We start from the raw sequence: 24,884 nt of genomic DNA on the forward strand, positions 1-24,884 counted from the left end.
TGGTGTGAGTCCTGCATTCCCTAATGATAAGATTATCCTCTCAAAAACTCAAGTCTGAAGTTAGTAGGATTTGACGTTTCCCACGTTACGGGATAAGAGGGAGAAAGACTAAATCTTTTTCCGAATAAAGGTGGTACCACGATTTTCGTCCTTTTTGGCAGTCGTGGTTTTTAATTTGTTATTATTTATAAAGGAGATACCATGAAACTCAAAGATACCCTTAACCTTGGGAAAACAGCTTTCCCAATGCGTGCAGGACTTCCTACCAAAGAGCCAGTTTGGCAAAAGGAATGGGAAGATGCAAAACTTTATCAACGTCGTCAAGAATTGAACCAAGGAAAACCTCATTTCACCTTGCATGATGGCCCTCCATACGCGAACGGAAATATCCACGTTGGACACGCTATGAACAAGATTTCAAAAGATATCATTGTTCGTTCAAAATCAATGTCAGGTTTTTACGCACCATTTATCCCAGGTTGGGATACTCATGGTCTGCCAATCGAGCAAGTTTTGGCAAAACAAGGTGTCAAACGTAAAGAAATGGACTTGGTTGAGTACTTGAAACTTTGCCGTGAATACGCTCTTTCTCAAGTAGATAAACAACGGGAAGACTTTAAACGTTTAGGTGTTTCTGGTGACTGGGAAAATCCATATGTGACTTTGACTCCTGACTATGAAGCAGCTCAAATCCGTGTATTTGGTGAGATGGCTAACAAAGGTTATATCTACCGTGGTGCCAAGCCAGTTTATTGGTCTTGGTCATCTGAGTCTGCCCTTGCTGAAGCAGAGATTGAATACCATGATTTGGTTTCAACTTCTCTTTACTATGCCAATAGGGTAAAAGATGGCAAAGGTGTTCTAGATACAGATACTTATATCGTAGTCTGGACAACAACTCCATTTACCATTACAGCTTCTCGTGGTTTGACTGTTGGTGCAGATATTGATTATGTTTTGGTTCAACCTGCTGGTGAAGCTCGTAAGTTTATGGTTGCTGCAGAATTATTGACTAGCTTGTCTGAGAAATTTGCCTGGGTTGATGTTCAAGTGTTGGCAACTTACCGTGGTCAAGAATTGAACCACATCGTAACAGAACACCCATGGGATACGGCTGTAGATGAATTGGTTATTCTCGGTGACCACGTTACTACTGACTCTGGTACAGGTATTGTCCATACAGCCCCTGGTTTTGGTGAGGACGACTACAATGTTGGTATTGCTAATGGCCTTGAAGTCGCAGTAACTGTTGACGAACGTGGTATCATGATGAAGAATGCTGGTCCTGAGTTTGAAGGTCAATTCTATGAAAAGGTAGTTCCAACTGTTATTGAAAAACTTGGTAACCTCCTTCTTGCCCAAGAAGAAATCTCTCACTCATACCCATTTGACTGGCGTACTAAGAAACCAATTATCTGGCGTGCAGTACCACAATGGTTTGCCTCAGTTTCTAAATTCCGCCAAGAAATCTTGGACGAAATTGAAAAAGTGAAATTCCACTCAGAATGGGGTAAAGTGCGTCTTTACAACATGATTCGTGACCGTGGCGACTGGGTTATCTCTCGTCAACGTGCTTGGGGTGTTCCGCTTCCTATCTTCTATGCTGAAGACGGTACAGCGATTATGACTGCTGAAACTATTGAGCATGTAGCTCAACTCTTTGAAGAACATGGTTCAAGCATTTGGTGGGAACGTGATGCTAAGGACCTCTTGCCAGAAGGATATACTCATCCAGGTTCACCAAATGATGAGTTCAAAAAAGAAACAGATATCATGGACGTATGGTTTGACTCAGGTTCATCATGGAATGGGGTTGTAGTAAACCGTCCTGAGTTGACTTACCCAGCAGACCTTTACTTAGAAGGTTCTGACCAATACCGTGGTTGGTTCAACTCATCACTTATCACATCTGTTGCCAACCATGGCGTAGCACCTTACAAACAAATCTTGTCACAAGGATTTGCCCTTGATGGTAAAGGTGAGAAGATGTCTAAATCTCTTGGAAATACTATTGCTCCAAGTGATGTTGAAAAACAATTTGGTGCTGAAATCTTGCGTCTCTGGGTAACAAGTGTAGACTCAAGCAACGACGTGCGTATCTCTATGGATATCTTGAGCCAAGTCTCTGAAACTTACCGTAAAATCCGTAACACCCTTCGTTTCTTGATTGCCAATACTTCTGACTTTAACCCAGCTGTGGATGCAGTAGCTTACGAAGAACTTCGTTCAGTTGATAAGTACATGACGATTCGCTTTAACCAGCTTGTCAAGATCATTCGTGATGCCTATGCTAACTTTGAATTCTTGACAATCTACAAGGCCTTGGTGAACTTTATCAACGTTGACTTGTCAGCCTTTTACCTTGATTTTGCTAAGGACGTTGTTTACATCGAAGGTGCTAAATCACTGGAACGTCGTCAAATGCAGACTGTCTTCTATGACATTCTTGTGAAAATTACGAAACTCTTGACACCAATCCTTCCTCATACTGCGGAAGAAATTTGGTCATATCTTGAGTTTGAAACAGAAGACTTTGTTCAATTGTCAGAATTGCCAGAAGCAGAAACTTTTGCTAATCAAGAAGAAATCTTGGATACATGGGCAGCCTTCATGGACTTCCGTGGACAAGCTCAAAAAGCCTTGGAAGAAGCTCGTAATGCTAAAGTTATTGGTAAATCGCTTGAAGCACACTTGACAGTTTATCCAAATGAAGTTGTTAAGACTTTGCTTGAAGCTGTGAACAGTAATATAGCGCAAGTGTTAATCGTATCGGACTTGACAATTGCAGAAGGTCCAGCTCCAGAAGAAGCACTCGTCTTTGAAGATGTAGCCTTTACAGTTGAACGTGCTGCAGGTCAAGTGTGTGACCGTTGCCGTCGCATTGATTTAACAACAACAGAACGTAGCTACCATGCTATTATCTGTGATCACTGTGCAAGCATCGTAGAAGAAAACTTTGCAGACGCAGTAGCAGAAGGATTTGAAGAGAAATAATCGAATGATAGATTGAAAATGTTTTCTGTGTGTGTATTTTAGTTTGATATAAAAGAAAATATTAAACAAAATTAATGTATAATATTAATTTTTAATGAAAAGGAAGTATTGATGAAAAAGAAAACACTTGCTCAATTAGATGGTATCATTGGTTTAGTTGCAGGAACTATTCTAGCCATTTTGCCAATTATTATAATTATGATTGCCTCTATATTTGATAATGAAGAAGTTGTTGGTGTCATCTTAGGAATTATTTTTATTATTTTTAGTTTAGTAAAAATTGGAATTTTAATTCTAGGTATTCTCTCACTAATATACTATAAAGATGATAATAGAATTTCAATTGCACCCTCAGTCTTATTAATTGTTGGTTCTGCACTTGCATTGGTTCCATTCTTAGGATGGATAGGGGGAATCGTCATTATTGTTGGTGCTTCATTATTTTTAGGAAGCCTCAAAAAATTTAAAGTTGAACTATAAATAGAGTTTTTGTCAAGTAGAGTAAATGGAGAAACTCTAAAATTGGTTCTTTGTCAGCAGTAGTGGATTAAAGAAAAGCTAAGATAGAGAAAGGACAAATTTCGTCCTTTCTTTTTTGATGTTCAGAGCGATAAAAATCGTTTTTTGAAGTTTTCAAAGTTTCGAAAACCAAAGGCATTTCGTTCTATAAGTTTGATGAGATTATTGGTCGCTTCTGATTTGGAGTTAGAATAGGGTAATTGAAGGGCGTTGACGATTTTTCAATGATTTCATGATTGATGAAAGTTACTATTTTAGTTTTAAGAATTGTGGCTATTGTGTATTTCAAGGACGATGAGCGTGTGACTCCTGCACCGTCTGTATTGTTTATCGTAGGTAGTTCTGTTGGATTGACCCCATTCGTGGACTAGATAGGATAAATTATGACAATTATTGGCAATTCCTATACTTTGAAATTTTGAAAAAATTCGAAATTGAAGAATCATATCTTTCGAACTGAGGTGGAATGAATTGAATCTTTGTTAGAAATACTTATTACAGTATGAAGGCGGTTAGCCTTATTTTTTTGTTACCAATTGACGGAAAATTTTACAGGATAAATAAGCTACTTCATTCGTAAAATCTAAAGCATTTATTTGAGACAAGGAACTCTTTTTATAGTATAATGATGCTTGTAGATTGAATATATCAAAATATATATAGAAGTATTTTTGTTTCTTGTAAGTTCATCAGAGTGAGGAAGCAAACTGCTTCTTCTATTTTGAAATGGATAAAATGATAGAGAGGATATAGAATGAAAAAATTTTTTGGAGAGAAGCAGCATCGTTTTTCCTTACGAAAGTTGGCGATTGGTCTTGTGTCTGCTTCAATTTCGAGCTTATTTTTTGTGTCCATTGCTAGCAGTGGGACCGTATTTGCTCAAGAAAATGTATCTGTTCACTACAAATATGTGACAGATACAGAGTTAAGTAAGCAAGAGAAGGACTTGATTGTAAAGGATTTTCCTAATATTGCTGAAGACAGTGAGAGTACCTATTATCTAGTCTACCGTATGGATGAGAAAGCCCAACTAGGTCAGTTGCCTCATACCGGTGAGCACAGTAATCTGGTTACCGTCCTTTCGGGTGGAGCACTGGCTTCGATTGGGCTCCTCATTTTTGCTGTTTCGAGAAAGAAAGGCAAGAAGAAAGCACTGTTGAAGGTTGTTTTGATAACAGGCATGGGGAGCGGTTTGGTTTCTTCGGTTCAGGCTATTGAAAATCAACTCTTGCTCCAATATAATCAAGAATATCAATTATCCCAAGGAGATAGTCTGCCTCTGCCAAGAGTCCTGTCAGGTTATACCTATCTAGGCTATATTAAGCAAGACAAGAAAATTAATCAGTTAGAAACTGTTGCTAGAGATCAGAAACTAGACGATACGGTTCACCCTCATTTCCAGTCCAATGAAGGTGGGCAAAATGTAAGAGATGAGCGGAAAAATCCGTCTCCAACAAGCCCTGCTGACAAGCCAATCCCTTCTCAAGATTCACCCAATCAAAAGCCGTCTGGTATTGCTAGTGTGGATCCTCATGACGAAGTCTTGGCTGGTCGCGTGAACAAACCAGAGCTCTTATACAAAGACCAAGAGATTGTAACCAATCTAGACTTTTCAGAAGTGGTTCAAGAAAATCCAGATCTAACAGAGGGAACCATTCGTGTGAAACAAGAAGGTCGTGCTGGGAAGAAGATTGAACTTATTCGCATCTTCACTGTTGAAAATCAAGAAATTTCCCGAGAAGTTCTCTCGACTAAGGTAGAAGAAGCCTTACCACGTATAGTAGAAAAAGGGACTAAGAAGGCAGTTGTACCGAGTGAAATACCCCAGTCTGCAAGAAAAGGTGAGCCTGAGACTCAGGCCTCATTACCAGAATATAAAGGTGAGCAATCTGGAGCAATAGTTGCCCCTGAGAAAACTGATAAACCAGCCTATACAGGCACTCAGTCTGGAGCAATAGTCGAACCTGAGCAAGTTGCCCCACAGCCAGAGTACAAAGGGATTCAATCAGGTGCCATTGTAGAACCAGAAACGGCTGATAAACCATCCTATACAGGTACCCAGTCCGGAGCGGTTGTTGAACCAGAGAAAGTAGCTCCACAACCAGAATACAAGGGAACTCAAGCTGGTGCCATCGTCGAACCGGAGACTCAGCCTTCCCTGCCAGAATATAAAGGTGAGCAATCTGATGCAATAGTTGCCCCTGAGAAAACTGAAAAACCATCCTATACAGGCACTCAGTCTGGAGCAATAGTTGAACCCGAGAAAGTAGCTCCACAACCAGAGTACAAGGGAACTCAATCTGGAGCCATCGTCGAACCGGAGACTCAGCCTTCCTTGCCAGAATATAAAGGTGAGCAATCTGATGCAATAGTTGCCCCTGAGAAAACTGAAAAACCAGCCTATACAGGCACTCAGTCTGGAGCAATAGTTGAACCCGAGAAAGTAGCTCCACAACCAGAGTACAAGGGAACTCAATCTGGAGCCATCGTCGAACCGGAGACTCAGCCTTCCTTGCCAGAATATAAAGGTGAGCAATCTGATGCAATAGTTGCCCCTGAGAAAACTGAAAAACCAGCCTATACAGGCACTCAGTCTGGAGCAATAGTTGAACCCGAGAAAGTAGCTCCACAACCAGAGTACAAGGGAACTCAATCTGGAGCCATCGTCGAACCGGAGACTCAGCCTTCCTTGCCAGAATATAAAGGTGAGCAATCGGGAGCTGTTGTAGCCTCTGAGACAAATGAAAAACCAGAATATACTGGCATTCAATCTGGAGCAATAGTCGAACCAGAACAGGTACCATCGAAACCATCTTATACAGGTACCCAATCCGGAGCGATTGTTGAACCCGAACAAATTGCCCCTCTTCCAGAATATACTGGCAATATTGAGCAAGCAAAACCAGAAAATCCGGCTGAAAAACCAAAAGAAAAAGATCCAGAAAAAACACTTGAATTAAGAAATGTTTCTGATCTGGAGTTATATAGTCAGACCAATGGTACTTACAAACAACATGTTTCTTTAGACAGTGTTCCAAGTAATCCAGACACTTACTTTGTTAAGGTAAAATCGTCGTCATTCAAAGATGTCTATCTACCTGTCGCTTCAATAACTGCAGAAATAAAAAATGGACAATCCGTTTATAAAATCATAGCTAAAGCTGAGAAACTCCAGCAAGAGCTAGAAAATAAATATGTCGATAATTTCACCTTCTATCTCGCAAAAAAGGCAACAGAAGAAACAACAACCTTCACTTCCTTTAGCAACCTGGTTAAAGCTATCAACAAGAATCTCTCTGGAACCTATCATTTAGCGGCTAGCTTGAATGCCAACGAAGTGGAGTTGGGACCTGATGACAAATTTTACATCAAGGGCACCTTTACTGGTCAGTTGATTGGTGAAAAAGATGGCAAGCATTATGCTATTTACAACTTGAGAAAGCCTCTTTTTGAAAGCTTGAGAGGGGCCACAGTAGAAAAGTTGAGCCTAAAAAATGTCTCTATTTCAGGTAAAGATGATATCGGTTCACTGGCCAATGAAGCTACGGATAACACAAAGATTAAGCAAGTTCATGTCGATGGTGTTCTGGCTGGGGAACGTGGTATCGGTGGTTTGTTGGCTAAGGCAGACCAATCAAGCATCACAGAGAGCAGTTTTAAGGGAAGAATTGTTAATACCTACGAAACGACTGCGGCATACAATATTGGTGGTTTGGTCGGTCATTTGACAGGAGGCAGAGCTTCACTGACTAAGTCAAAAGCGACAGTAGCCATTTCATCCAACACGAATAGTTCAGATCAGACTGTTGGTGGGTTAGCAGGTCTAGTAGACCAAGATGCGCATATACAGGATAGCTATGCTGAAGGTGATATCAACAATGTCAAGCACTTTGGTAGAGTTGCGGGTGTGGCTGGATATTTGTGGGATCGAAAGACGAATGAGGAACAGCATGCAGGAAGATTGACCAATGTACTAAGTGATGTCAATGTAACCAACGGGAATGCTATTACCGGTTACCACTATAATGAAATGAAGGTGGCTAATACATTCAGCAACAAAGCTAATAGAGTCTACAATGTCACCTTGGTCAGGGAAGAAGTCGTCAGCAAGGAATCATTTGTAGAAAGAGGAACAATTTTAGATGCTTCTGAAGTGACTAATAAAAAAGCAGAAATCAATCCTCTCACTCCTCCAACAGTGGAGCCTCTTTCAACAAGTGGTAGTAAAGAAAGTGATTTTTCTAAGGTGAAGCATTATCAAGCTCAGCGCGCCTTGGCTTATAAAAATATTGAAAAATTGCTACCTTTCTACAACAAGGCAACCATCGTCAAATACGGAAACCTAGTTAACGAGAACAGTCTTTTATATCAAAAAGAACTCTTGTCAGCAGTCATGATGAAGGATGACCAAGTCATCACAGATATTGTTTCCAACAAACAGACTGCAAACAAACTCTTGCTCCATTACCAGGATCATTCCTCTGAAACATTCCAGCTCAAGTACCAGACTGATTTTGCTAAGTTAGCAGAATATAGTCTAGGAGATACAGGTCTTCTCTATACACCAAACCAATTCTTGTATAATCAAGAAACGATTATCCAGCAAGTCTTACCAGAATTGAAGAAGGTAAATTATCATTCAGATGCTATTAGAAACACACTTGGTATTTCTCCAAAAGTGAAACTAACGGAGTTATATCTTGAAGAACAATTTGGCAAAACGAAAGAGCATCTAGAAGAAAGTCTGAGAAAACTCTTGTCAGCGGATGCTGGTCTAGTGGAAAACAATCAAGTAATGACAGGTTACATCGTAGATAAAATCAAGCGCAACAAGGAAGCCTTGCTTCTTGGTATGAGCTACTTGGAGCGTTGGTATAACTTTAGCTATGGTCAGGTTAATATTAAAGACTTGGTCTTGTATCACCTTGATTTCTTTGGCAAAGGAAATGCATCTCCGTTAGATACTTTGATTGAGTTAGGGAAATCAGGATTTAATAATCTGCTTGCTAAGAACAACGTTGATACTTATGGTGTCAGTCTTGCTAGCCATCATGGAACGACAGATTTATTTAGCACGCTAGAAAATTACCGAAAAGTCTTTTTACCAAAAACTAGCAACAATGACTGGTTTAAAAAACAGACCAAAGCTTTCATTGTCGAAGAAAAATCCACTATTGCAGAGGTCAAAGCCAAGCAAGAGCAAGCAGGGACTAAGTATTCTATCGGTGTTTATGACCGAATTACTAGTAGCACTTGGAAATACCGCAATATGGTCTTGCCTCTCCTTACTTTGCCAGAAAGATCTGTATTTGTCATTTCAACCTTGTCTAGTCTAGGATTTGGCGCTTACGATCGCTACCGCAACAGTGACTATAAGGCTGGAGATAAACTCAATAAGTTTGTTGAAGATAATGCGCGTGAAACAGCCAAGCGTCAGCGAGATCACTACGATTATTGGTATCGTATTTTAGATAATCAGGGACGTGAAAAACTCTATCGTACGATCCTGCTTTATGATGCCTATAAATTTGGTGATGATCATACTGAAGGAAAGGCTTCAACAATCGCAGACTTTGAGAATTCAAATCCTGCAATGCAACATTTCTTTGGACCAGTTGGTAACAAGGTAGTTCATAATCATCACGGTGCATACGCAACAGGAGATGGTGTCTATTATATGTCTTACCGTATGTTGGATAAGGATGGCGCTATTACGTATACCCATGAGATGACCCATGATTCAGATCAGGATATCTATCTTGGTGGCTATGGTAGAAGAAGTGGTCTTGGACCTGAGTTCTTTGCTAAAGGCTTATTACAAGCGCCAGATCATCCAAATGATGCGACCATTACCATTAACTCAATCTTGAAACATTCAAAATCAGATAGCTTAGAAGGATCCCGTCTACAAGTCTTAGATCCGACGGAACGATTCAAAGATGCATCCGATCTCCAAAAATATGTTCATAACATGTTTGACCTCATCTATCTGTTGGAATATCTTGAAGGGCAATCAATCGTTAAGAAACTGAATGTTTCCCAGAAAATGGAAGCTCTCAGAAAAATCGAGAACCACTATCTAACAGATCCTGCTGATGGAAATGATGTTTATGCTACTAATGTTGTGAAAAATTTGACTGAAGATGAAGCTAAAAAATTGACGAGCTTTGATAGTTTGATTGACAATAACATTCTTTCGGCTCGTGAGTATCAGGCTGGCACATATGAGAGAAATGGCTATTTTACAATTAAACTCTTTGCACCAATCTTTTCAGCATTGAGCAGCGAGAAAGGAACTCCTGGAGATCTTATGGGACGAAGAATCGCTTATGAACTCTTAGCTGCTAAAGGATTTAAAGATGGTATGGTCCCATATATTTCCAACCAATATGAAGAAATTGCTAAACAAAATGGTCAGACAATCAACCTCTACGGTAAAAAGCAAGGATTAGTGACAGATAAGCTTGTTTTAGAAAAGCTATTTGGTGGTCAGTATTCATCTTGGGCAGCCTTTAAAAAAGCTATGTATCAAGAGCGCGTTACTCAGTTTGATCATTTGACTAAAGTTACTTTTAAAGATCCGACGCAATCATGGATGAGCAATGCCACGAAAACCATTCAAGGAGTAAATGAGTTGCAAGAACTGATGGACCAAGCTGTTTTACAGGATGCGGAAGGTACGCGTTGGAGTGATTATAATCCAGAGACTGACAGTGCCGTCCATAAACTTAAGAGAGCAGTCTTTAAAGCCTACCTAGATCAAACAAATGATTTTAGAACCTCTATTTTTGCAAATAAAAAGTAATGAATTATAGAAGTTCCTAGTCAGGATGAGAGGACTTTACTTCCTGACTGTCAGAACTTGTCGATTTTAACTAGCTTTTTTGTGAAAAATTGTGTAAAATAGAATAGATAAACGAGGGGAAACCTCGGAAAATTTAAAGGAGAATCCATCTAATGGTAAAATTGGTTTTTGCTCGCCACGGTGAGTCTGAATGGAACAAAGCTAACCTTTTCACTGGTTGGGCTGATGTTGATTTGTCTGAAAAAGGTACACAACAAGCGATTGACGCTGGTAAATTGATCAAAGAAGCTGGTATCGAATTTGACCAAGCTTACACTTCAGTATTGAAACGTGCTATCAAAACAACTAACTTAGCTCTTGAAGCTTCTGACCAATTGTGGGTTCCAGTTGAAAAATCATGGCGTTTGAACGAACGTCACTACGGTGGTTTGACTGGTAAAAACAAAGCTGAAGCTGCTGAACAATTTGGTGATGAGCAAGTTCACATCTGGCGTCGTTCATACGATGTATTGCCTCCAAACATGGATCGTGATGATGAGCATTCAGCTCACACTGACCGTCGTTACGCTTCACTTGACGACTCAGTTATTCCAGATGCTGAAAACTTGAAAGTGACTTTGGAACGTGCCCTACCATTCTGGGAAGATAAAATCGCTCCAGCACTTAAAGATGGTAAAAACGTATTCGTAGGAGCTCACGGTAACTCAATCCGTGCCCTTGTAAAACACATCAAAGGTTTGTCAGATGACGAAATCATGGACGTGGAAATCCCTAACTTCCCACCATTGGTATTCGAATTTGACGAAAAATTGAACGTCGTTTCTGAATACTACCTTGGAAAATAATTTGTAAAAAGAAAGCCTAGGAATACCTAGGTTTTTCTTTTTATTCTAGTATCCAACTCTTCGAAAAAGCGTTATAATGATATTAAGAAGTAGTTAAAGAAAGTGAGGTTGATGATGGCTTATATTGAGATGAAACACTGTTACAAGCGTTATCAGGTTGGGGACACGGAGATTGTGGCCAATCGCGATGTGAATTTTGAGATTGAAAAGGGTGAATTGGTGATCATTCTAGGTGCATCTGGTGCAGGCAAGTCAACGGTTCTTAACCTTCTTGGGGGAATGGATACCAATGACGAGGGGGAAATCTGGATTGATGGTGCCAATATTGCAGACTATAGTTCCCATCAGAGAACCAATTACCGCCGCAATAATGTAGGCTTTGTTTTTCAGTTTTATAATCTAGTTTCCAACCTAACAGCTAAGGAAAATGTGGAGTTGGCCTCAGAAATTGTGACAGATGCCTTGAATCCTGAACAAGTCTTGACAGATGTAGGTCTGGCTCATCGCCTCAATAACTTTCCAGCCCAGCTTTCTGGAGGGGAGCAACAGCGAGTCTCCATTGCACGCGCTGTAGCCAAAAATCCAAAAATCCTCCTTTGTGATGAACCAACTGGAGCCTTGGATTATCAGACAGGCAAGCAGGTTTTGAAGATTCTCCAAGACATGTCTCGTCAAAAGGGAGCGACGGTGATTATCGTAACTCATAATAGCACGCTAGCTCCTATCGCAGATCGGGTGATTCACATGCGTGATGCCACTGTTATGAGAGTAACAATCAATGAGAATCCACAGGCTATCGATACATTGGAGTATTAGCATGAAAAAAACATACCGAAAAGACTTGCTCCAGTCGGTGACTGCTTCCAAGGGACGCTTTTTGTCTATCTTGACCTTGATGATGCTGGGGTCTTTAGCCCTAGTAGGTCTCAAAGTGACTAGCCCAAATATGGAACGAACGGCTGAGGATTATCTTCGTAAATCAAATACCTTGGATCTGGCAGTGATAGCTGATTATGGCTTGGACAAAGAAGATCAGGATGAACTAAATACCCTTCACGGAGCAAGTGTTGAGTTTGGCTATATGGCAGACCTAACCGTTGAAAATAGTGAAGAAGCGGTTCGACTTTATTCTAAGCCAGAGGGAATTTCAACTTTTCAAGTGACAGAAGGGCGACTTCCAGAGGCTGATGGGGAAATTTCCTTGGCAGATTTCTGGAGAGACCGCTATCAGATTGGGCAGACTATCACCTTTAGCAAGAAAGAAGAAGGGAAGACCGTCATAAAATCCCAATCTTTCATAATTACTGGATTTGTTCAGTCGGGTGAGATACTTTCTCAAGAAGACTTGGGAGGGGCTAGTAGTGGAAATGGAAGCTTGGCTGGCTATGGAGTGATTTTACCCAGTCAGTTTGACTCAGATGTTTATAGCATTGCGCGTGTGCGCTATGATGATTTAAAAAATTTGGATGCTTTTTCATCAGACTATAGAAGCAAACGAGATCAACACCAGGAAGACTTACAAAACTTGCTTGCCGATAATGGTCAAAAAAGATTGGCAAGTATCAAAGCAAATGGGCAAAAGAGCTTGGAAGATGGAAAAGAGCAGCTCCAAACAGTTGAAAGTAACCTTCAAAAAGGCAAGAGTCAGTTAGAACAGGCTGAAGGTCGATTGAAAACGCAAGAAGAACAAGCGATCGCTTTGCCTGAGCCTCAAAAGAGTCAAGCCAAGGAGCAATTGACAAAAGCTAAGGAAGAATTGGCTACAGAAAAAGAAAAAATGGCTCAGACAGAGAGTAATCTAGCCAAGGAAAAAGAGAAGCTTGAACAACGCCAGAAAGAGCTTGATGAACTGGCAGAGCCTACTTACCATGTATACAACCGCCAAACCATGCCAGGTGGTCAAGGCTATCTCATGTACAGTAACGCTTCAGCAAGTATTCGTTCTGTCGGGAATATCTTTCCCGTGGTGCTTTTTATGGTTGCTGCAATGGTAACCTTTACAACTATGACTCGCTTTGTGGATGAAGAGCGTACCAATGCTGGTATTTTCAAGGCCCTAGGTTACAAGAATAAAGATATTGTTGCCAAGTTTGTCCTCTATGGTTTTCTTGCAGGAACTGTGGGAACCGTTTTAGGAACGCTTCTAGGACATTATCTCCTTGCAGGCGTGATTTCGGATGTTATAACAGCTGGAATGGTCGTTGGGAAAAGTCAGGAGTATTTCTACTGGTCTTATAGCCTTCTTGCCCTGGCCTTAAGTTGGGTATCCAGTGTCTTGCCAGCTTATCTAGTGGCACGGAGGGAATTGCACGATGAAGCAGCCCAACTTTTGCTGCCCAAACCTCCCGTTAAAGGATCAAAGATTTTGCTGGAACGCTTGAGCTTTATTTGGAGTCGTTTGAGCTTCACTCATAAGGTTACGGCGCGAAATATTTTCCGTTATAAGCAACGGATGTTGATGACCATTTTTGGAGTTGCGGGTTCGGTTGCTCTCCTATTTGCAGGTCTTGGCATTCAGTCTTCTGTGGGAGGAGTTGTCGATCGTCAATTTGAACAAATCCAGCAATACCAGATGATTGTAGCGGAAAAGAGCAGTGTAACGGAGCAAGAAAAAGCAGACCTAGAAAGTGCCTTGCAAGCTGAGCCTATCCATGCTTATCAAAAGATTTACTCTAAATCCATTGAAAAAGATTTCAAAGGAAAAGCAGGACTTCAGACTATTACCATAATGGTTACAAGCAGAGAAAATTTCAAACCCTTTATCGCATTAGAGGAAAATGGCCAAGAGGTGCAGGTCACAGATGGAGCAGTCGTGAGTCAAAAATTAGCTCAACTAGAAGGTATTACGGTTGGAGACAAGCTGGAGCTTGATGGGAAAGAAATCAGGGTCGCGGCTATTTCTGAAAACTATGTTGGACACTTTGTTTATCTCAACCGAGCGACATACGAACAAGTCTACGATACCAGTCCGAAAGACAATACCTACCTAGTAAAATTAAAAGAGCCAACACCATCCAATACGGAGAAAGAAGCTGCGGTATTTATGAAAAAAACTGCTGTTTCTGGGGTGGTCCAAAATGCAACGGCTATCCACCTTTTTGAATCTGTAGCCAATTCTCTCAATAAAACCATGGCAATCCTTGTCCTTGTTTCCGTCTTGCTAGCCATTGTCATTCTTTACAATCTCACCAATATCAATGTGGCAGAACGTATCCGTGAACTTTCGACCATCAAGGTTCTCGGTTTCCATAATAAAGAAGTGACCCTCTATATCTACCGCGAGACCATGGTGCTGTCCTTTGTTGGTATTGTTCTCGGTTTGGTAGCTGGCTACTATTTACATCAATTTTTGATTCAAATGATCTCACCTGCCACCATACTTTTTTATCCACGAGTCAGCTGGGAAGTCTATGCTCTTCCAATCATCGCAGTGACTGTAATCTTAGCCTTACTGGGTCTCTTTGTCAATCACCACTTGAGAAAGGTGGATATGCTTGAAGCTCTGAAATCAGTAGAGTAGATCAAGTTTTTAAAAAGTAAATCAGTTGACAAAGTCTCTGCTTCTTGGTAGAATAAGAACTGTCGTAAAGACAAATAACTTCTTCTTGGTTGCAGGCATGCCAACCTGTCACTCGGATGAAGCCAAATAAAAAGGAGAAACATCATGGCAATCTCAAAAGAGAAAAAAAATGAAATCATCGCACAATATGCACGTCACGAAGGTGATACAGGTTCAGTAGAGGTTCAAGTTGCTGTCCTTACTTGGGAAATCAACCACCTTAACGAACACATCAAACAACACAAAAAAGACCACGCTACTTACCGTGGATTGATGAAGAAAATCGGTCGCCGTCGTAACTTGCTTGCATACTTGCGTAAAAACGACGTTAACCGTTACCGTGAGTTAATCAACTCTCTAGGACTTCGTCGCTAATCTTGCGTCTAAAACGTTTCTATACTTCGTTGGCTTCGGCTTGATGTACCATTAGTACAATCTTCGCCTCGTCCGCCTAGTCTATAAATGTTTTATCCAGCAAGACTGGAGCTCTCTGATTTTCAGAGGGCTTTTTTATTGAGGTTTTATCGGTCACAATTTTGGAGACTACAAAAACAGTTTTCAGCATCTGGAATAACTGAATCGTGTTTTATCGGTCACAATTTTGGAGACTACAAAAACCTCAAATGGTATCAGCTAATTACACCATAAGGGTGCGTAGCTGTCTGCAAGCCCCCTCGGAGAGCCCACACTTTACGAAGTAAAGTATAGTATGTTATACTTTACATGGAAGTAGTCACTGAATTTCAGTTAGAAATTACTTTGTAACTACGTTTTGAGGAGGAGTAAAATGCTTTCCTATGTTCGACATTACCCACTAGCGATAGCTAAATTAATGTGTCTGTGCTCTCCTAAAATCTGCTGATTTATTACTGACTAATACAGGAGTTTTTTTATGGTACAGACAATCATATCTGCTATTGGTGTTTATATTTCTACCAGTATCGATTATTTAATTATTTTAATTATTTTATTTGCACAGCTATCACAGAATAAACAAAAATGGCATATTTATGCGGGGCAATATCTAGGCACAGGCTTACTTGTAGGGGCGAGTTTAGTTGCTGCTTATATCGTTAATTTCGTGCCTGAAGAATGGCTGGTTGGATTGCTTGGTTTAATCCCTATTTATTTAGGGATTCGCTTTGCAATTGTTGGAGAAGGTGAGGAAGAAGAGGAAGAAATTATTGAAAGATTAGAACAAAGCAAGGCAAATCAACTGTTTTGGACAGTTACATTGCTAACAATTGCGTCTGGCGGAGATAATTTAGGTATCTATATACCTTATTTTGCTTCGTTAGATTGGTCACAGACCCTCGTGGCGTTGCTTGTGTTTGTAATCGGCATAATTATCTTATGCGAGATTAGTCGGGTGTTATCCTCTATTCCGTTAATATTCGAGACAGTTGAAAAATACGAGCGAATCATTGTGCCCTTAGTATTCATTCTACTTGGACTATACATCATGTATGAAAATGGCACGATAGAGACTTTTCTGACCGTGTAGATTTTTTGTTTCACTAGGATTTTAGCCCGGGCTCAAATCAGCTCTCTGATTTTCAGAGGGCTTTTTATGTTGTCACTTTACCTCGCGATATACTCGAGTATAATCTTCGGTTACTAGCACTATAAGGTAAAATAAACCAGATTTTCTCCCTTTGTGGAGATTTTATCTTTTTTGCCAAGTGCTTAGTCCGAGTTCAATTAAGCATAGCTTGATAATGAAGCTAGTCTAATTAGGTAGCTTTTTAGATATAAAACTATTTTATTATCTAAATATAGAATAAATTAGGGCTTGCATTCAAAACATGGTATAATAGGTCTATATAGCTAAATAAAGTAAACCTATCACAAGGGATTAAGAAAAAGGATAGAACAGTCATGTCAACAGTAAAAAGTGATCTAAATATTGCGCAAACATATGCGAGTCAGCTGAAAAATGCTTGTCAATCGTTAACAGCGATTGCTGTGGCTAGTCAAGATGATCGAACGACCCTTCAAGGGAATAACAAAGCCCATCAATGTCTGACAAAGTCTCAAAATCTAGCTAGTCAGATTTCGGCAGCCGTTACCCTGACTTCAGAACGACTGCACTCTATAGCGAGTGATTTTGAGGCGTTAGATGAAGCGGGTGCCAATGGTTTTAGGAGTCATGCATGAGCAAGTTGGATGAGTTGAAGAAAAGAGAGCGAGAACTCTTGTACCAGCTAGAAGACAATGGAAAAGAGAAATATCGCACCAAAGAACTGATAGAAACCTTTGAAGGGTATGATAGAGCTAGTCACCGTTATCAAAATGATTTGTGGGAGGCGGCCTATCAGAGCCGATATGCAGGACAGTTGGAAGAAACACTCCTACAAAGAAACCAACTTAAAAACCAAATTCTTGAGAAGCTCAGCTACCGCATGGATGATTTGAAAAAAGAAAAGTTCCGGTTAGAGGGAGACTTGGATGAGGTCTACTATGAAAGACGCAAAGAACTAGAAAGAGAGGAGGAAAAACGACATGGGCATTGATATGTACTTAGAACAATCACAACTACAAAGTTCGAGTGTAGCAACCATGTGCCAATCTCAGGTTGAGGCTTATCAAGACTTGCAATCAGCCATTCAAAAGTTTTCAGAGGATACAGAGAGTCTAAAGGGCGATGCTTATAATTCGGCTAGAAGTTTTTTTGCAAGTGTCTTATTACCCTTGAGCAAAGGGGGGCAGCTCTATGCGGAAACCTTCTCTCAAGCTATCAAGAAATTGCCAGAAGACTACCAAACGATGGTCGACAGCAAGAGTTGGCGGGAGGATGATCTACTTGATAAGATCCGCCAGGAAGAGCAAATGATTGCCTATCTAGATGAAGTCAACCAATTCCTTTCTAGCTTGACCATGGATAGTGAAGAAAAGGGAAGATTGAGACGCAGTAATGTGGAACTCATGCGAGGACATCATGCCAATAAACGCGTCTATGAAACGATTTTGAGAGACCTGCGTGCCTATGATAGCTACTCAGGAGGGCTTTTCGATGAACTAGACAGTATCGATGTGCAACTGAGTCGCGGACTGGCCCAGATTGAAAGTAGTTGGGATGCAAAGACAGGGATCTTTAAAATTCCATCTGACCTGACTTGGGCCAACTACCTGTCTGCTTATACTGATACAAAGGATATGAAACTCAGTCGTCAAGAGAAAGCCTTTGTCCAGTCCATGATGGCAGAATACGGCTTTGACGCAGAGACAGCCCAGCAACTCTTGACCATCAAGCAAGGGATAGACAAGAAGTTCCCAACCTCAAGTCAAGAGTTTCGTGACTATATCTTTTTGCGAGTCGTCGGTGCAGCCTACTATGATGGCTTTAAGTGGAATGAAACAGCAGGTGGATTGGGGCATTATTTTTATAAAGAATTTGTGAGCGATCCGCAGACAGGCCAAAAATTGAGAACATTGAAACCAATTCTTGAAATTTATCAAGAACTGGGATTGAAAGAAGAAAAGGCCAAAGAACTGTATTATAATCTTAGATTGCAACATGAATTGGCTAGTGGGGAATACAGTGCATCTGGTGATCTGAAGAAAGATCATCCTTTAGTATATCAAGACTCAAAAGAAGCTTATCAAAGAGCTTATGAAAATTCTGAGAATTTTGATAAGTTTTGGGACGAGAAACTGAAGGCCTATTCTAACAATGGAGTGGGTCATGCAGACTTTACCCACCAGTCCATCACTATGGCCACTCATCTTAATCCTAATCAAGTTCAGTTAGCCGATATCTATGGTGGTAGAGAGCATGTCAAGGACCTTTCTGGCTGGGAGGGAGACACGACCTTTAACGCTAATGATATGAAGCCAAGCATAGGCGAAGATGACTACAAAGCAGACCTTGATTCAGTCAATCTTATCGGCCGCATGCAGAAGGGACAATCCTATGACCAAGCTATATCTTCTTACTATGCTGATCTTCAAAAGGATTCGACTCAGAGAGAAAGAGAATTCTTAAAAAATAAAGATTGGAAGCAGGTAAGAAGCACTATCTATGCCAGTATCCTTCCATTAGAGATTATGCAAAAAGGGGAAGATGCCATTAAAGCGTATATTGAAAGTAATTATCAAGGTGTGTCCAAATTTTTAAATCGTTTAGAAGCTGTGGCGGAGTAGGAGGAAGTCTATGAAGAAAATACTAGGCGTTTTAACAATAGTGATATTACTTGTATCAGTTTGTCTTTTCTTCTTTGTGCGTCAACCTAAAAATATTTTTGATGAAATCTACCAAGAAACGGAGAAGAGTTATCAGGTAGATAATATTTTTGGAAAAAATGAAGATATTATTGTTCGTCCAGTTTGGCCAAGTGATAATGAAAGTTTAAAATATAGTCCACATGTAACCTATAAAGACAACATTTTTAATAATTATTGTAAAGTTGTACTAGGATTTAATTTTCAAAATTTGGAACAAACAAGTTTTATTCGTTTTGACAAATATATTGATTCAGGTGTTAGAATACGGATAAGAACAGTATATAGCTATCTTGAAAAAAGTTTGAAAAAAGAAGTAGAAGTAATTGTAATAAAGGGGAATTCCGAAAATTATATTGACAATGAATCCCAAGTAAAATCATACCTAGAGCAGTACGGTATCACTGCCAAGGATTTGGATTCTTACTACGACGAAATCGTCAACCAGAAAGTCCTGAAAGATTGGTGCTCGATTTATGACAGTAAGTACTCACCAAGCAACTATGGCGAGGTGAAAGTCGAAACCCAGTGGGAGAATTGGTGATAACATGAAGAAAATTCTCGGTTTAGTAGCCTTATTCGTGATAATCATATCATCCTGTTTCTATTTTTTTATTCATCAACCTAAAAACATTTTTGATGAAATCTACCAGGAGACAGAGAAAACCTATCGGTCAAATAATATTTTAAGAAACATAGATGGGTTTAAAATCAGACCCGATTGGCCTAACGATGGAGAATACTTTGCATACACCCCTTCAGGGAAGTATCAAACTCATCCTGAAGGTTATAAAGACATAAGTATTAGCTTTAATTTTGGAGAAGGTATTAAAGGGATGACGATACGTTTTGAAAAAAGGATTAATTCGGATATTACCCTATGGTATTCAGCACACTATAATATGCAAAAGAAAGTGCTCAAAAAAGGGCTTGCGATTTTTGAAGAGCCAAGGCAACCAGGTCAATATCTTGATGATGAAGAAAAAGTAAGAAACTATTTAAAAAAATATAACATAACCAAAGAAGAATTAGAGAAGGACTACGACGAAATCATCAACCAGAAAGTCTTGAAAGACTGGTGCTCGATTTATGACAGCAAGTACTCGCCAAGCAATTATGGTGATGTCAAGGTTGAAACCCAGTGGGAGAATTGGTGATAGGCCATGCAGACTTTACCCACCAGTCCATCACTATGGCCACCCATCTAAATCCTAGCAGTCTTCAGTTATCCGATCTCTATGGCGGTAGAGGGCATGTCAAGGATCTTTCAGGCTGGGAAGGAGACACGACTAAAAATGCTACGGATAAGAAACCAAGTATTGGCGAGGATGACTACAAGGCAGACCTAGACTCGGTCAACCTTATCAGCCGTATGCAGAAGGGGCAATCCTATGACCAAGCCATAACTTCTTATTACTCTGACCTTCAAAAGGATTCGACTCTGAGAAAAAGAGAATTCTTGAACAATAAGGATTGGAAACACGTCAAAGGTATGATTTATGCAGGAGTAGTGCCTCCGAATATACTGAAGAAAGGCGAGGCATCTATTAAAGAGTATATTGAGGAAAAATACCCCGAAGTATCGACATTTTTAAATCGTTTGGAATCAGTGGCAGATTAGGAGGAAAAGTTAATGAAGAAAACACTCAGTATATTGGCTATAGTCATAATTATCATATCATCCTGTTTTTACTTTTTTAGTAGACAACCTAAAAACATTTTTGATGAAATCTACCAAGAAACTGAGAAAACTTATCGGACAAATAATATTTTAAGAAAAATAGATGGCTTTGAAATTAGTCCAGGTTGGCCAAGTGATGGAGAGTATTTTAAATATAGCCCTTTAGGGAAGTATAAGACTCTTCCAGAAGGCTATCTTGAACTGAGAGTTGGATTTAATTTTGAGAAAGCGTATAGTAAAATGTTTGTTTCAGTTGAGAGAAAAATAGCTGATGGAACGAAGATATGGATGATCAGCAAATATAATCCAAACACTAAAACAATCACAAAGTCAATTCAGATAGTATTATCAGGAAATGAGGATAGTTATATTGAAGATGAGGCCCAAGTGAAATCCTACCTAGAGAAGTACGGTATCACTGCCAAGGATTTGGATTCCTACTACGACGAAATCGTCAACCAGAAAGTCTTGAAAGATTGGTGTTCGATTTATGACAGTAAGTACTCGCCAAGCAACTATGGTGAGGTGAAAGTCGAAACCCAGTGGGAGAATTGGTGATAACATGAAAAAAATTTTAGGTCTAATAGCCTTAATTGCACTAATTGTATTATCCTGTTTTTACTTTTTTCCTAAACAACCTAAAAACATTTTTGATGAGATCTATCAGGAGACGGAGAAAACATATCGAGTGAATAATGTTTTAAGGCATATAGAAGGTTTTGAAATTAGTCCAGGTTGGCCTAATGATGGAGAATATTTTGCATACACCCCTTCAGGGAAGTATCAAACTCATCCTGAAGGTTATAAAGACATAAGTATTAGCTTTAATTTTGGAGAAGGTATTAAAGGAATGACGATACGTTTTGAAAAAAGGATTAATTCGGATATTACCCTATGGTATTCAGCACACTATAATATAAAAAAGAAAATCCTTAAAAAAGAGCTTGCCATCATTGAAGAACCAAGGAAACCGGGTCAATATCTTAATGATGAAGAAAAAGTAAGAGAATATTTAAGAAAAAATAATATTTCCAAAGAAGAATTAGAGAAGGATTACGACGAAATCGTCAACCAGAAAGTCTTGAAAGATTGGTGTTCGATTTATGACAGCAAGTATTCACCAAGCAACTATGGTGATGTCAAGGTTGAAACCCAGTGGGAGAATTGGTGATAACATGAAGAAAATTCTCGGTTTAGTAGCCTTATTCGTACTAATTATATTATCCTGTTTTTACTTTTTTCCTAAACAACCTAAAAACATTTTTGATGAAATCTACCAGGAGACAGAGAAGACATATCGTACAAATAATATTTTAAGGCATATAGATGGGTTTAAAATCAGTCCAGGTTGGCCAAGTGATGATCCAAATATATCCTATACTCCTTTTGGAAAGTATGAAACTCTTCCCAAAGGCTATAGTGATATAACCATTAACTTTAATTTTGGTTCAGGTATTAAAGGGATGTCAATTCGTTTTGAAAGAAAGACTAATTCGAATATTACCCTATGGTATTCGGCACACTATAATATGCAAAAGAAAATACTCAAAAGGAAACTTGCGATTTTTGAAGAGCCAAGGAAACCAGGTCAATTTATTGATGATGAAGAAAAAGTAAGAGAATATTTAAGAAAAAATAATATTTCCAAAGAAGATTTAGACAAAGACTATGATGAAATCGTCAACCAGAAAGTCTTGAAAGATTGGTGCACCATTTATGACAGCAAGTACTCGCCAAGCAATTATGGCGATGTCAAGATTGAAACTCAGTGGGAGAATTGGTGATAGCATGAAGAAAATACTAGGTGTTTTAACAATAATTGTATTACTTGTATCAGTTTGTTTTTACTTTTTTCCTAAACAACCTAAAAATATTTTTGATGAAATATACCAGGAGACGGAGAAAACCTATCGGTCAAATAATATTTTAAGAAATATAGATGGCTTTGACATTAAACCAGTTTGGCCAAGAGATGGAGAATTTTTAAGGTATACACCTTCAGGAAATTATAAAAATATTCCGGAAAGTTATCTTGAACTAAGAATTGGATTTAGTTTTTATTCTGAAGATGAAATTGGTTCGATATCATTTGAAAAACATATAGGGTCCAACGTGAATATAAAAATGTGGACTGTATATTCTCATAAAGAACGTAGTTTAAAAAAATTTGTAAAAATAGTTTTGAAGAAGGCAGATACAAAAAATTATATCGAAGACGAAGCTCAGGTGAAATCCTACCTAGAGCAGTACGGTATCACTGCCAAGGATTTGGATTCTTACTACGACGAAATCGTCAATCAGAAAGTCCTGAAAGATTGGTGCTCGATTTATGACAGTAAGTACTCACCAAGCAACTATGGCGAGGTGAAAGTCGAAACCCAGTGGGAGAATTGGTGACAATATGAAGAAAATATTCAGTTTATTAGCTTTAATCTTACTAGTTGTATTATTTTGTTTTTACTTTTTTCCAAAACAACCTAAAAACATTTTTGATGAGATTTACCAAGAAACTGAGAAAACCTATCGGTCAAATAATGTTTTAAGGCATATAGATGGGTTTAAAATCAGACCGGATTGGCCAAGTGATGACCCCAATATTTTGTATACTCCGTTCGGATTATACAACAAAGAGAAAACACCGTCAGATTATTCTGAGATAGAAATTAGATTTAATTTTGAGTATACATCTCAATTAAGCTCGATTTCATTTGAGAGACAAGTAGGGCCTAACACGAAAGTTAGGATATGGAATAAATATACTTATAAAGATCGTACTTTAAAAAAATTTGTGAGAATAGTTTTAAAGAAATCAGATACGGAAACTTATATCGAAGACGAAGCTCAGGTGAAATCCTATCTAGAGCAGTACGGTATCACTACCAAGGATTTGAATTTTTACTACGACGAAATCGTCAACCAGAAAGTCTTGAAAGATTGGTGCTCGATTTATGACAGCAAGTACTCGCCAAGTAATTATGGCGATGTTAAGATTGAAACCCAGTGGGAGAATTGGTGATAAGGTGACAACATGAAGAAAGTCCTAGGGCTAGTAGCCTTATTCGTGATAATCATATCATCCTGTTTCTACTTTTTTACTAGACAACCTAAAAACATTTTTGATGAAATCTACCAAGAAACGGAGAAGACCTATCGCACAAATAATATTTTAAGAAACATAGATGGGTTTAAAATTAGTCCAGGTTGGCCAAGTGATGGAGAGTATTCTAAATATTATCCGTTTGGAACTTATAATAAAGACCATACCCCAGAAGAGTATTTTGAAGTAGAAATTAGTTTTAATTTTGCTACAAAAACACAGTTAAGTTCAATCTCATTTGAAAAGCGAATCGGGCCAAACGTTAGAGTTCGCTTATGGAATAAATATATTCGTAAGGATCGTGTTTTGAAAAAATTTGTCAAAATAGGTTTGAAGAAAGCAGATACGGAAACTTATATTGAAGACGAAGCTCAGGTAAAATCCTACCTAGAGCAGTACGGTATCACTGCCAAGGATTTGGATTCTTACTACGACGAAATCGTCAATCAAAAAGTCTTAAAAGACTGGTGTTCGATTTATGACAGCAAGTACTCGCCAAGCAACTATGGCGAGGTGAAGGTTGAAACCCAGTGGGAGAATTGGTGACAATATGAAGAAAATCCTCGGTTTAGTAGCGTTAGTCTTACTAGTTGTATTATTTTGTTTTTACTTTTTTCCTAAACAACCTAAAAACATTTTTGATGAAATTTACCAAGAAACGGAGAAAACATATCGGTCAAATAATATTTTAAGGCATATAGATGGGTTTAAAATCAGACCAGATTGGCCAAGTGACGACCCTAATATTTCGTATACTCCTTTTGGAAAGTATGAAACTCTAACCAAAGGCTATAGTGATATAACCATTAACTTTAATTTTGGAGAAGGGATAAAGGGAGTGTCGATTCGTTTTGAAAGAAAGACTAATTCGAATATTACCCTATGGTATTCAGCACACTATAATCTGCAAAAGAAAGTGCTCAAAAAGAAACTTGCGATTTTTGAAGAGCCAAGGAAACCAGGCCAATTTATTGATGATGAAGAAAAAGTAAGAGAATATTTAAGAAAAAATAATATTTCCAAAGAAGAATTAGAGAAGGACTATGACGAAATCGTCAACCAGAAAGTCTTGAAAGATTGGTGCTCGATTTATGACAGCAAGTATTCATCAAGCAACTATGGTGAGGTCAAGATTGAAACCCAGTGGGAGAATTGGTGACAAT

The 24,884-nt window shown here is 39.0% G+C and carries 22 protein-coding genes, 1 pseudogene and 1 other annotated feature (1 of these 24 running past the window's edge); of the genes and pseudogenes, 22 read left to right on the forward strand and 1 reads right to left on the reverse strand.

Going from position 1 to position 24,884, the window contains the following annotated elements; genetic code table 11:
• Positions 1-156, forward strand: a binding site (T-box leader); it begins 56 nt to the left of the window's first position.
• 45 nt (positions 157-201) lie between these two features.
• Both ileS and JJN14_RS02990 read left to right on the forward strand, forming a co-directional pair.
• Positions 202-2,994, forward strand: coding sequence for an isoleucine--tRNA ligase (gene ileS / locus JJN14_RS02985; RefSeq protein ID WP_201058862.1), 2,793 nt, complete (start codon positions 202-204; stop codon positions 2,992-2,994).
• A gap of 111 nt (positions 2,995-3,105) precedes the next feature.
• Positions 3,106-3,474 carry a hypothetical protein gene (locus tag JJN14_RS02990; protein ID WP_201058863.1) on the forward strand — a complete coding sequence of 123 codons (369 nt, stop codon included), beginning with the start codon at positions 3,106-3,108 and terminating at the stop codon, positions 3,472-3,474.
• Between the two features lie 78 nt (positions 3,475-3,552).
• Here the strand turns inward: JJN14_RS02990 and JJN14_RS02995 are convergent.
• A pseudogene (locus JJN14_RS02995) lies at positions 3,553-3,734 on the reverse strand (transposase); the annotation flags it as partial.
• An 18-nt stretch (positions 3,735-3,752) separates the two neighbouring features.
• Here JJN14_RS02995 and JJN14_RS10195 point away from each other — a divergent pair.
• The 20 genes from JJN14_RS10195 to JJN14_RS03095 all read left to right on the forward strand — a co-directional run bounded on the left by JJN14_RS10195 (position 3,753) and on the right by JJN14_RS03095 (position 24,880).
• Positions 3,753-3,884, forward strand: a complete 132-nt coding sequence (locus JJN14_RS10195; RefSeq protein ID WP_261046303.1) for a hypothetical protein — start codon at positions 3,753-3,755, stop codon at positions 3,882-3,884.
• A 383-nt stretch (positions 3,885-4,267) separates the two neighbouring features.
• The gene (locus JJN14_RS03005; protein ID WP_201058864.1) at positions 4,268-10,318 is read left to right on the forward strand and encodes a ZmpA/ZmpB/ZmpC family metallo-endopeptidase; all 6,051 of its coding nucleotides are present in this window, start codon (positions 4,268-4,270) and stop codon (positions 10,316-10,318) included.
• Between the two features lie 152 nt (positions 10,319-10,470).
• Positions 10,471-11,163 carry a phosphoglycerate mutase gene (locus tag JJN14_RS03010; protein ID WP_000240129.1) on the forward strand — a complete coding sequence of 231 codons (693 nt, stop codon included), beginning with the start codon at positions 10,471-10,473 and terminating at the stop codon, positions 11,161-11,163.
• A 114-nt stretch (positions 11,164-11,277) separates the two neighbouring features.
• The gene (locus JJN14_RS03015) at positions 11,278-11,979 is read left to right on the forward strand and encodes an ABC transporter ATP-binding protein (RefSeq protein ID WP_201059128.1); all 702 of its coding nucleotides are present in this window, start codon (positions 11,278-11,280) and stop codon (positions 11,977-11,979) included.
• Complete coding sequence (locus JJN14_RS03020; RefSeq protein ID WP_201059129.1) at positions 11,975-14,683, forward strand: FtsX-like permease family protein; 2,709 nt, start codon at positions 11,975-11,977, stop codon at positions 14,681-14,683. Before JJN14_RS03015 ends, JJN14_RS03020 begins: the two co-directional genes overlap by 5 nt.
• Positions 14,684-14,827: 144 nt before the next feature.
• Positions 14,828-15,097, forward strand: a complete 270-nt coding sequence (rpsO, locus tag JJN14_RS03025) for a 30S ribosomal protein S15 (RefSeq protein WP_001018251.1) — start codon at positions 14,828-14,830, stop codon at positions 15,095-15,097.
• Positions 15,098-15,614: 517 nt separating this feature from the next.
• Complete coding sequence (locus JJN14_RS03030) at positions 15,615-16,226, forward strand: CadD family cadmium resistance transporter (RefSeq protein ID WP_201058865.1); 612 nt, start codon at positions 15,615-15,617, stop codon at positions 16,224-16,226.
• A 374-nt stretch (positions 16,227-16,600) separates the two neighbouring features.
• Positions 16,601-16,879 carry a TIGR04197 family type VII secretion effector gene (locus JJN14_RS03035; protein ID WP_070479865.1) on the forward strand — a complete coding sequence of 93 codons (279 nt, stop codon included), beginning with the start codon at positions 16,601-16,603 and terminating at the stop codon, positions 16,877-16,879.
• Entirely contained in the window at positions 16,876-17,235 is a 360-nt protein-coding gene (locus tag JJN14_RS03040; protein ID WP_125416245.1) for a DUF3958 family protein, read from the forward strand. Before JJN14_RS03035 ends, JJN14_RS03040 begins: the two co-directional genes overlap by 4 nt.
• The gene (locus JJN14_RS03045) at positions 17,225-18,865 is read left to right on the forward strand and encodes a T7SS effector LXG polymorphic toxin (protein ID WP_201058866.1); all 1,641 of its coding nucleotides are present in this window, start codon (positions 17,225-17,227) and stop codon (positions 18,863-18,865) included. Before JJN14_RS03040 ends, JJN14_RS03045 begins: the two co-directional genes overlap by 11 nt.
• A gap of 10 nt (positions 18,866-18,875) precedes the next feature.
• On the forward strand, positions 18,876-19,487 hold the full coding sequence (locus JJN14_RS03050; protein WP_201058867.1) for a TipC family immunity protein: 612 nt from the start codon (positions 18,876-18,878) through the stop codon (positions 19,485-19,487).
• A 4-nt stretch (positions 19,488-19,491) separates the two neighbouring features.
• Entirely contained in the window at positions 19,492-20,100 is a 609-nt protein-coding gene (locus JJN14_RS03055) for a TipC family immunity protein (protein ID WP_201058868.1), read from the forward strand.
• Positions 20,097-20,564 (forward strand): hypothetical protein, encoded by a 468-nt coding sequence (locus tag JJN14_RS03060; protein WP_201058869.1) that lies wholly within the window; start codon positions 20,097-20,099, stop codon positions 20,562-20,564. Before JJN14_RS03055 ends, JJN14_RS03060 begins: the two co-directional genes overlap by 4 nt.
• A 12-nt stretch (positions 20,565-20,576) precedes the next feature.
• Positions 20,577-21,182 carry a TipC family immunity protein gene (locus JJN14_RS03065; RefSeq protein ID WP_201058870.1) on the forward strand — a complete coding sequence of 202 codons (606 nt, stop codon included), beginning with the start codon at positions 20,577-20,579 and terminating at the stop codon, positions 21,180-21,182.
• A 4-nt stretch (positions 21,183-21,186) separates the two neighbouring features.
• Complete coding sequence (locus tag JJN14_RS03070; protein WP_201058871.1) at positions 21,187-21,795, forward strand: TipC family immunity protein; 609 nt, start codon at positions 21,187-21,189, stop codon at positions 21,793-21,795.
• 4 nt (positions 21,796-21,799) lie between these two features.
• Complete coding sequence (locus tag JJN14_RS03075; RefSeq protein ID WP_201058872.1) at positions 21,800-22,408, forward strand: TipC family immunity protein; 609 nt, start codon at positions 21,800-21,802, stop codon at positions 22,406-22,408.
• Between the two features lie 4 nt (positions 22,409-22,412).
• Positions 22,413-23,021 (forward strand): TipC family immunity protein, encoded by a 609-nt coding sequence (locus JJN14_RS03080; protein WP_201059130.1) that lies wholly within the window; start codon positions 22,413-22,415, stop codon positions 23,019-23,021.
• A gap of 4 nt (positions 23,022-23,025) precedes the next feature.
• Positions 23,026-23,640, forward strand: a complete 615-nt coding sequence (locus tag JJN14_RS03085; protein WP_201058873.1) for a TipC family immunity protein — start codon at positions 23,026-23,028, stop codon at positions 23,638-23,640.
• Positions 23,641-23,652: 12 nt separating this feature from the next.
• Positions 23,653-24,267: a TipC family immunity protein gene (locus JJN14_RS03090; RefSeq protein WP_201058874.1), complete on the forward strand. Its 615-nt coding sequence runs from the start codon at positions 23,653-23,655 to the stop codon at positions 24,265-24,267.
• A gap of 4 nt (positions 24,268-24,271) precedes the next feature.
• Positions 24,272-24,880: a TipC family immunity protein gene (locus JJN14_RS03095; RefSeq protein WP_201058875.1), complete on the forward strand. Its 609-nt coding sequence runs from the start codon at positions 24,272-24,274 to the stop codon at positions 24,878-24,880.
• The last annotated feature ends 4 nt before the right edge of the window (positions 24,881-24,884 follow it).

Source organism: Streptococcus mitis, from assembly GCF_016658865.1.
Classification (GTDB): Bacteria; Bacillota; Bacilli; order Lactobacillales; family Streptococcaceae; genus Streptococcus; species Streptococcus mitis_BT.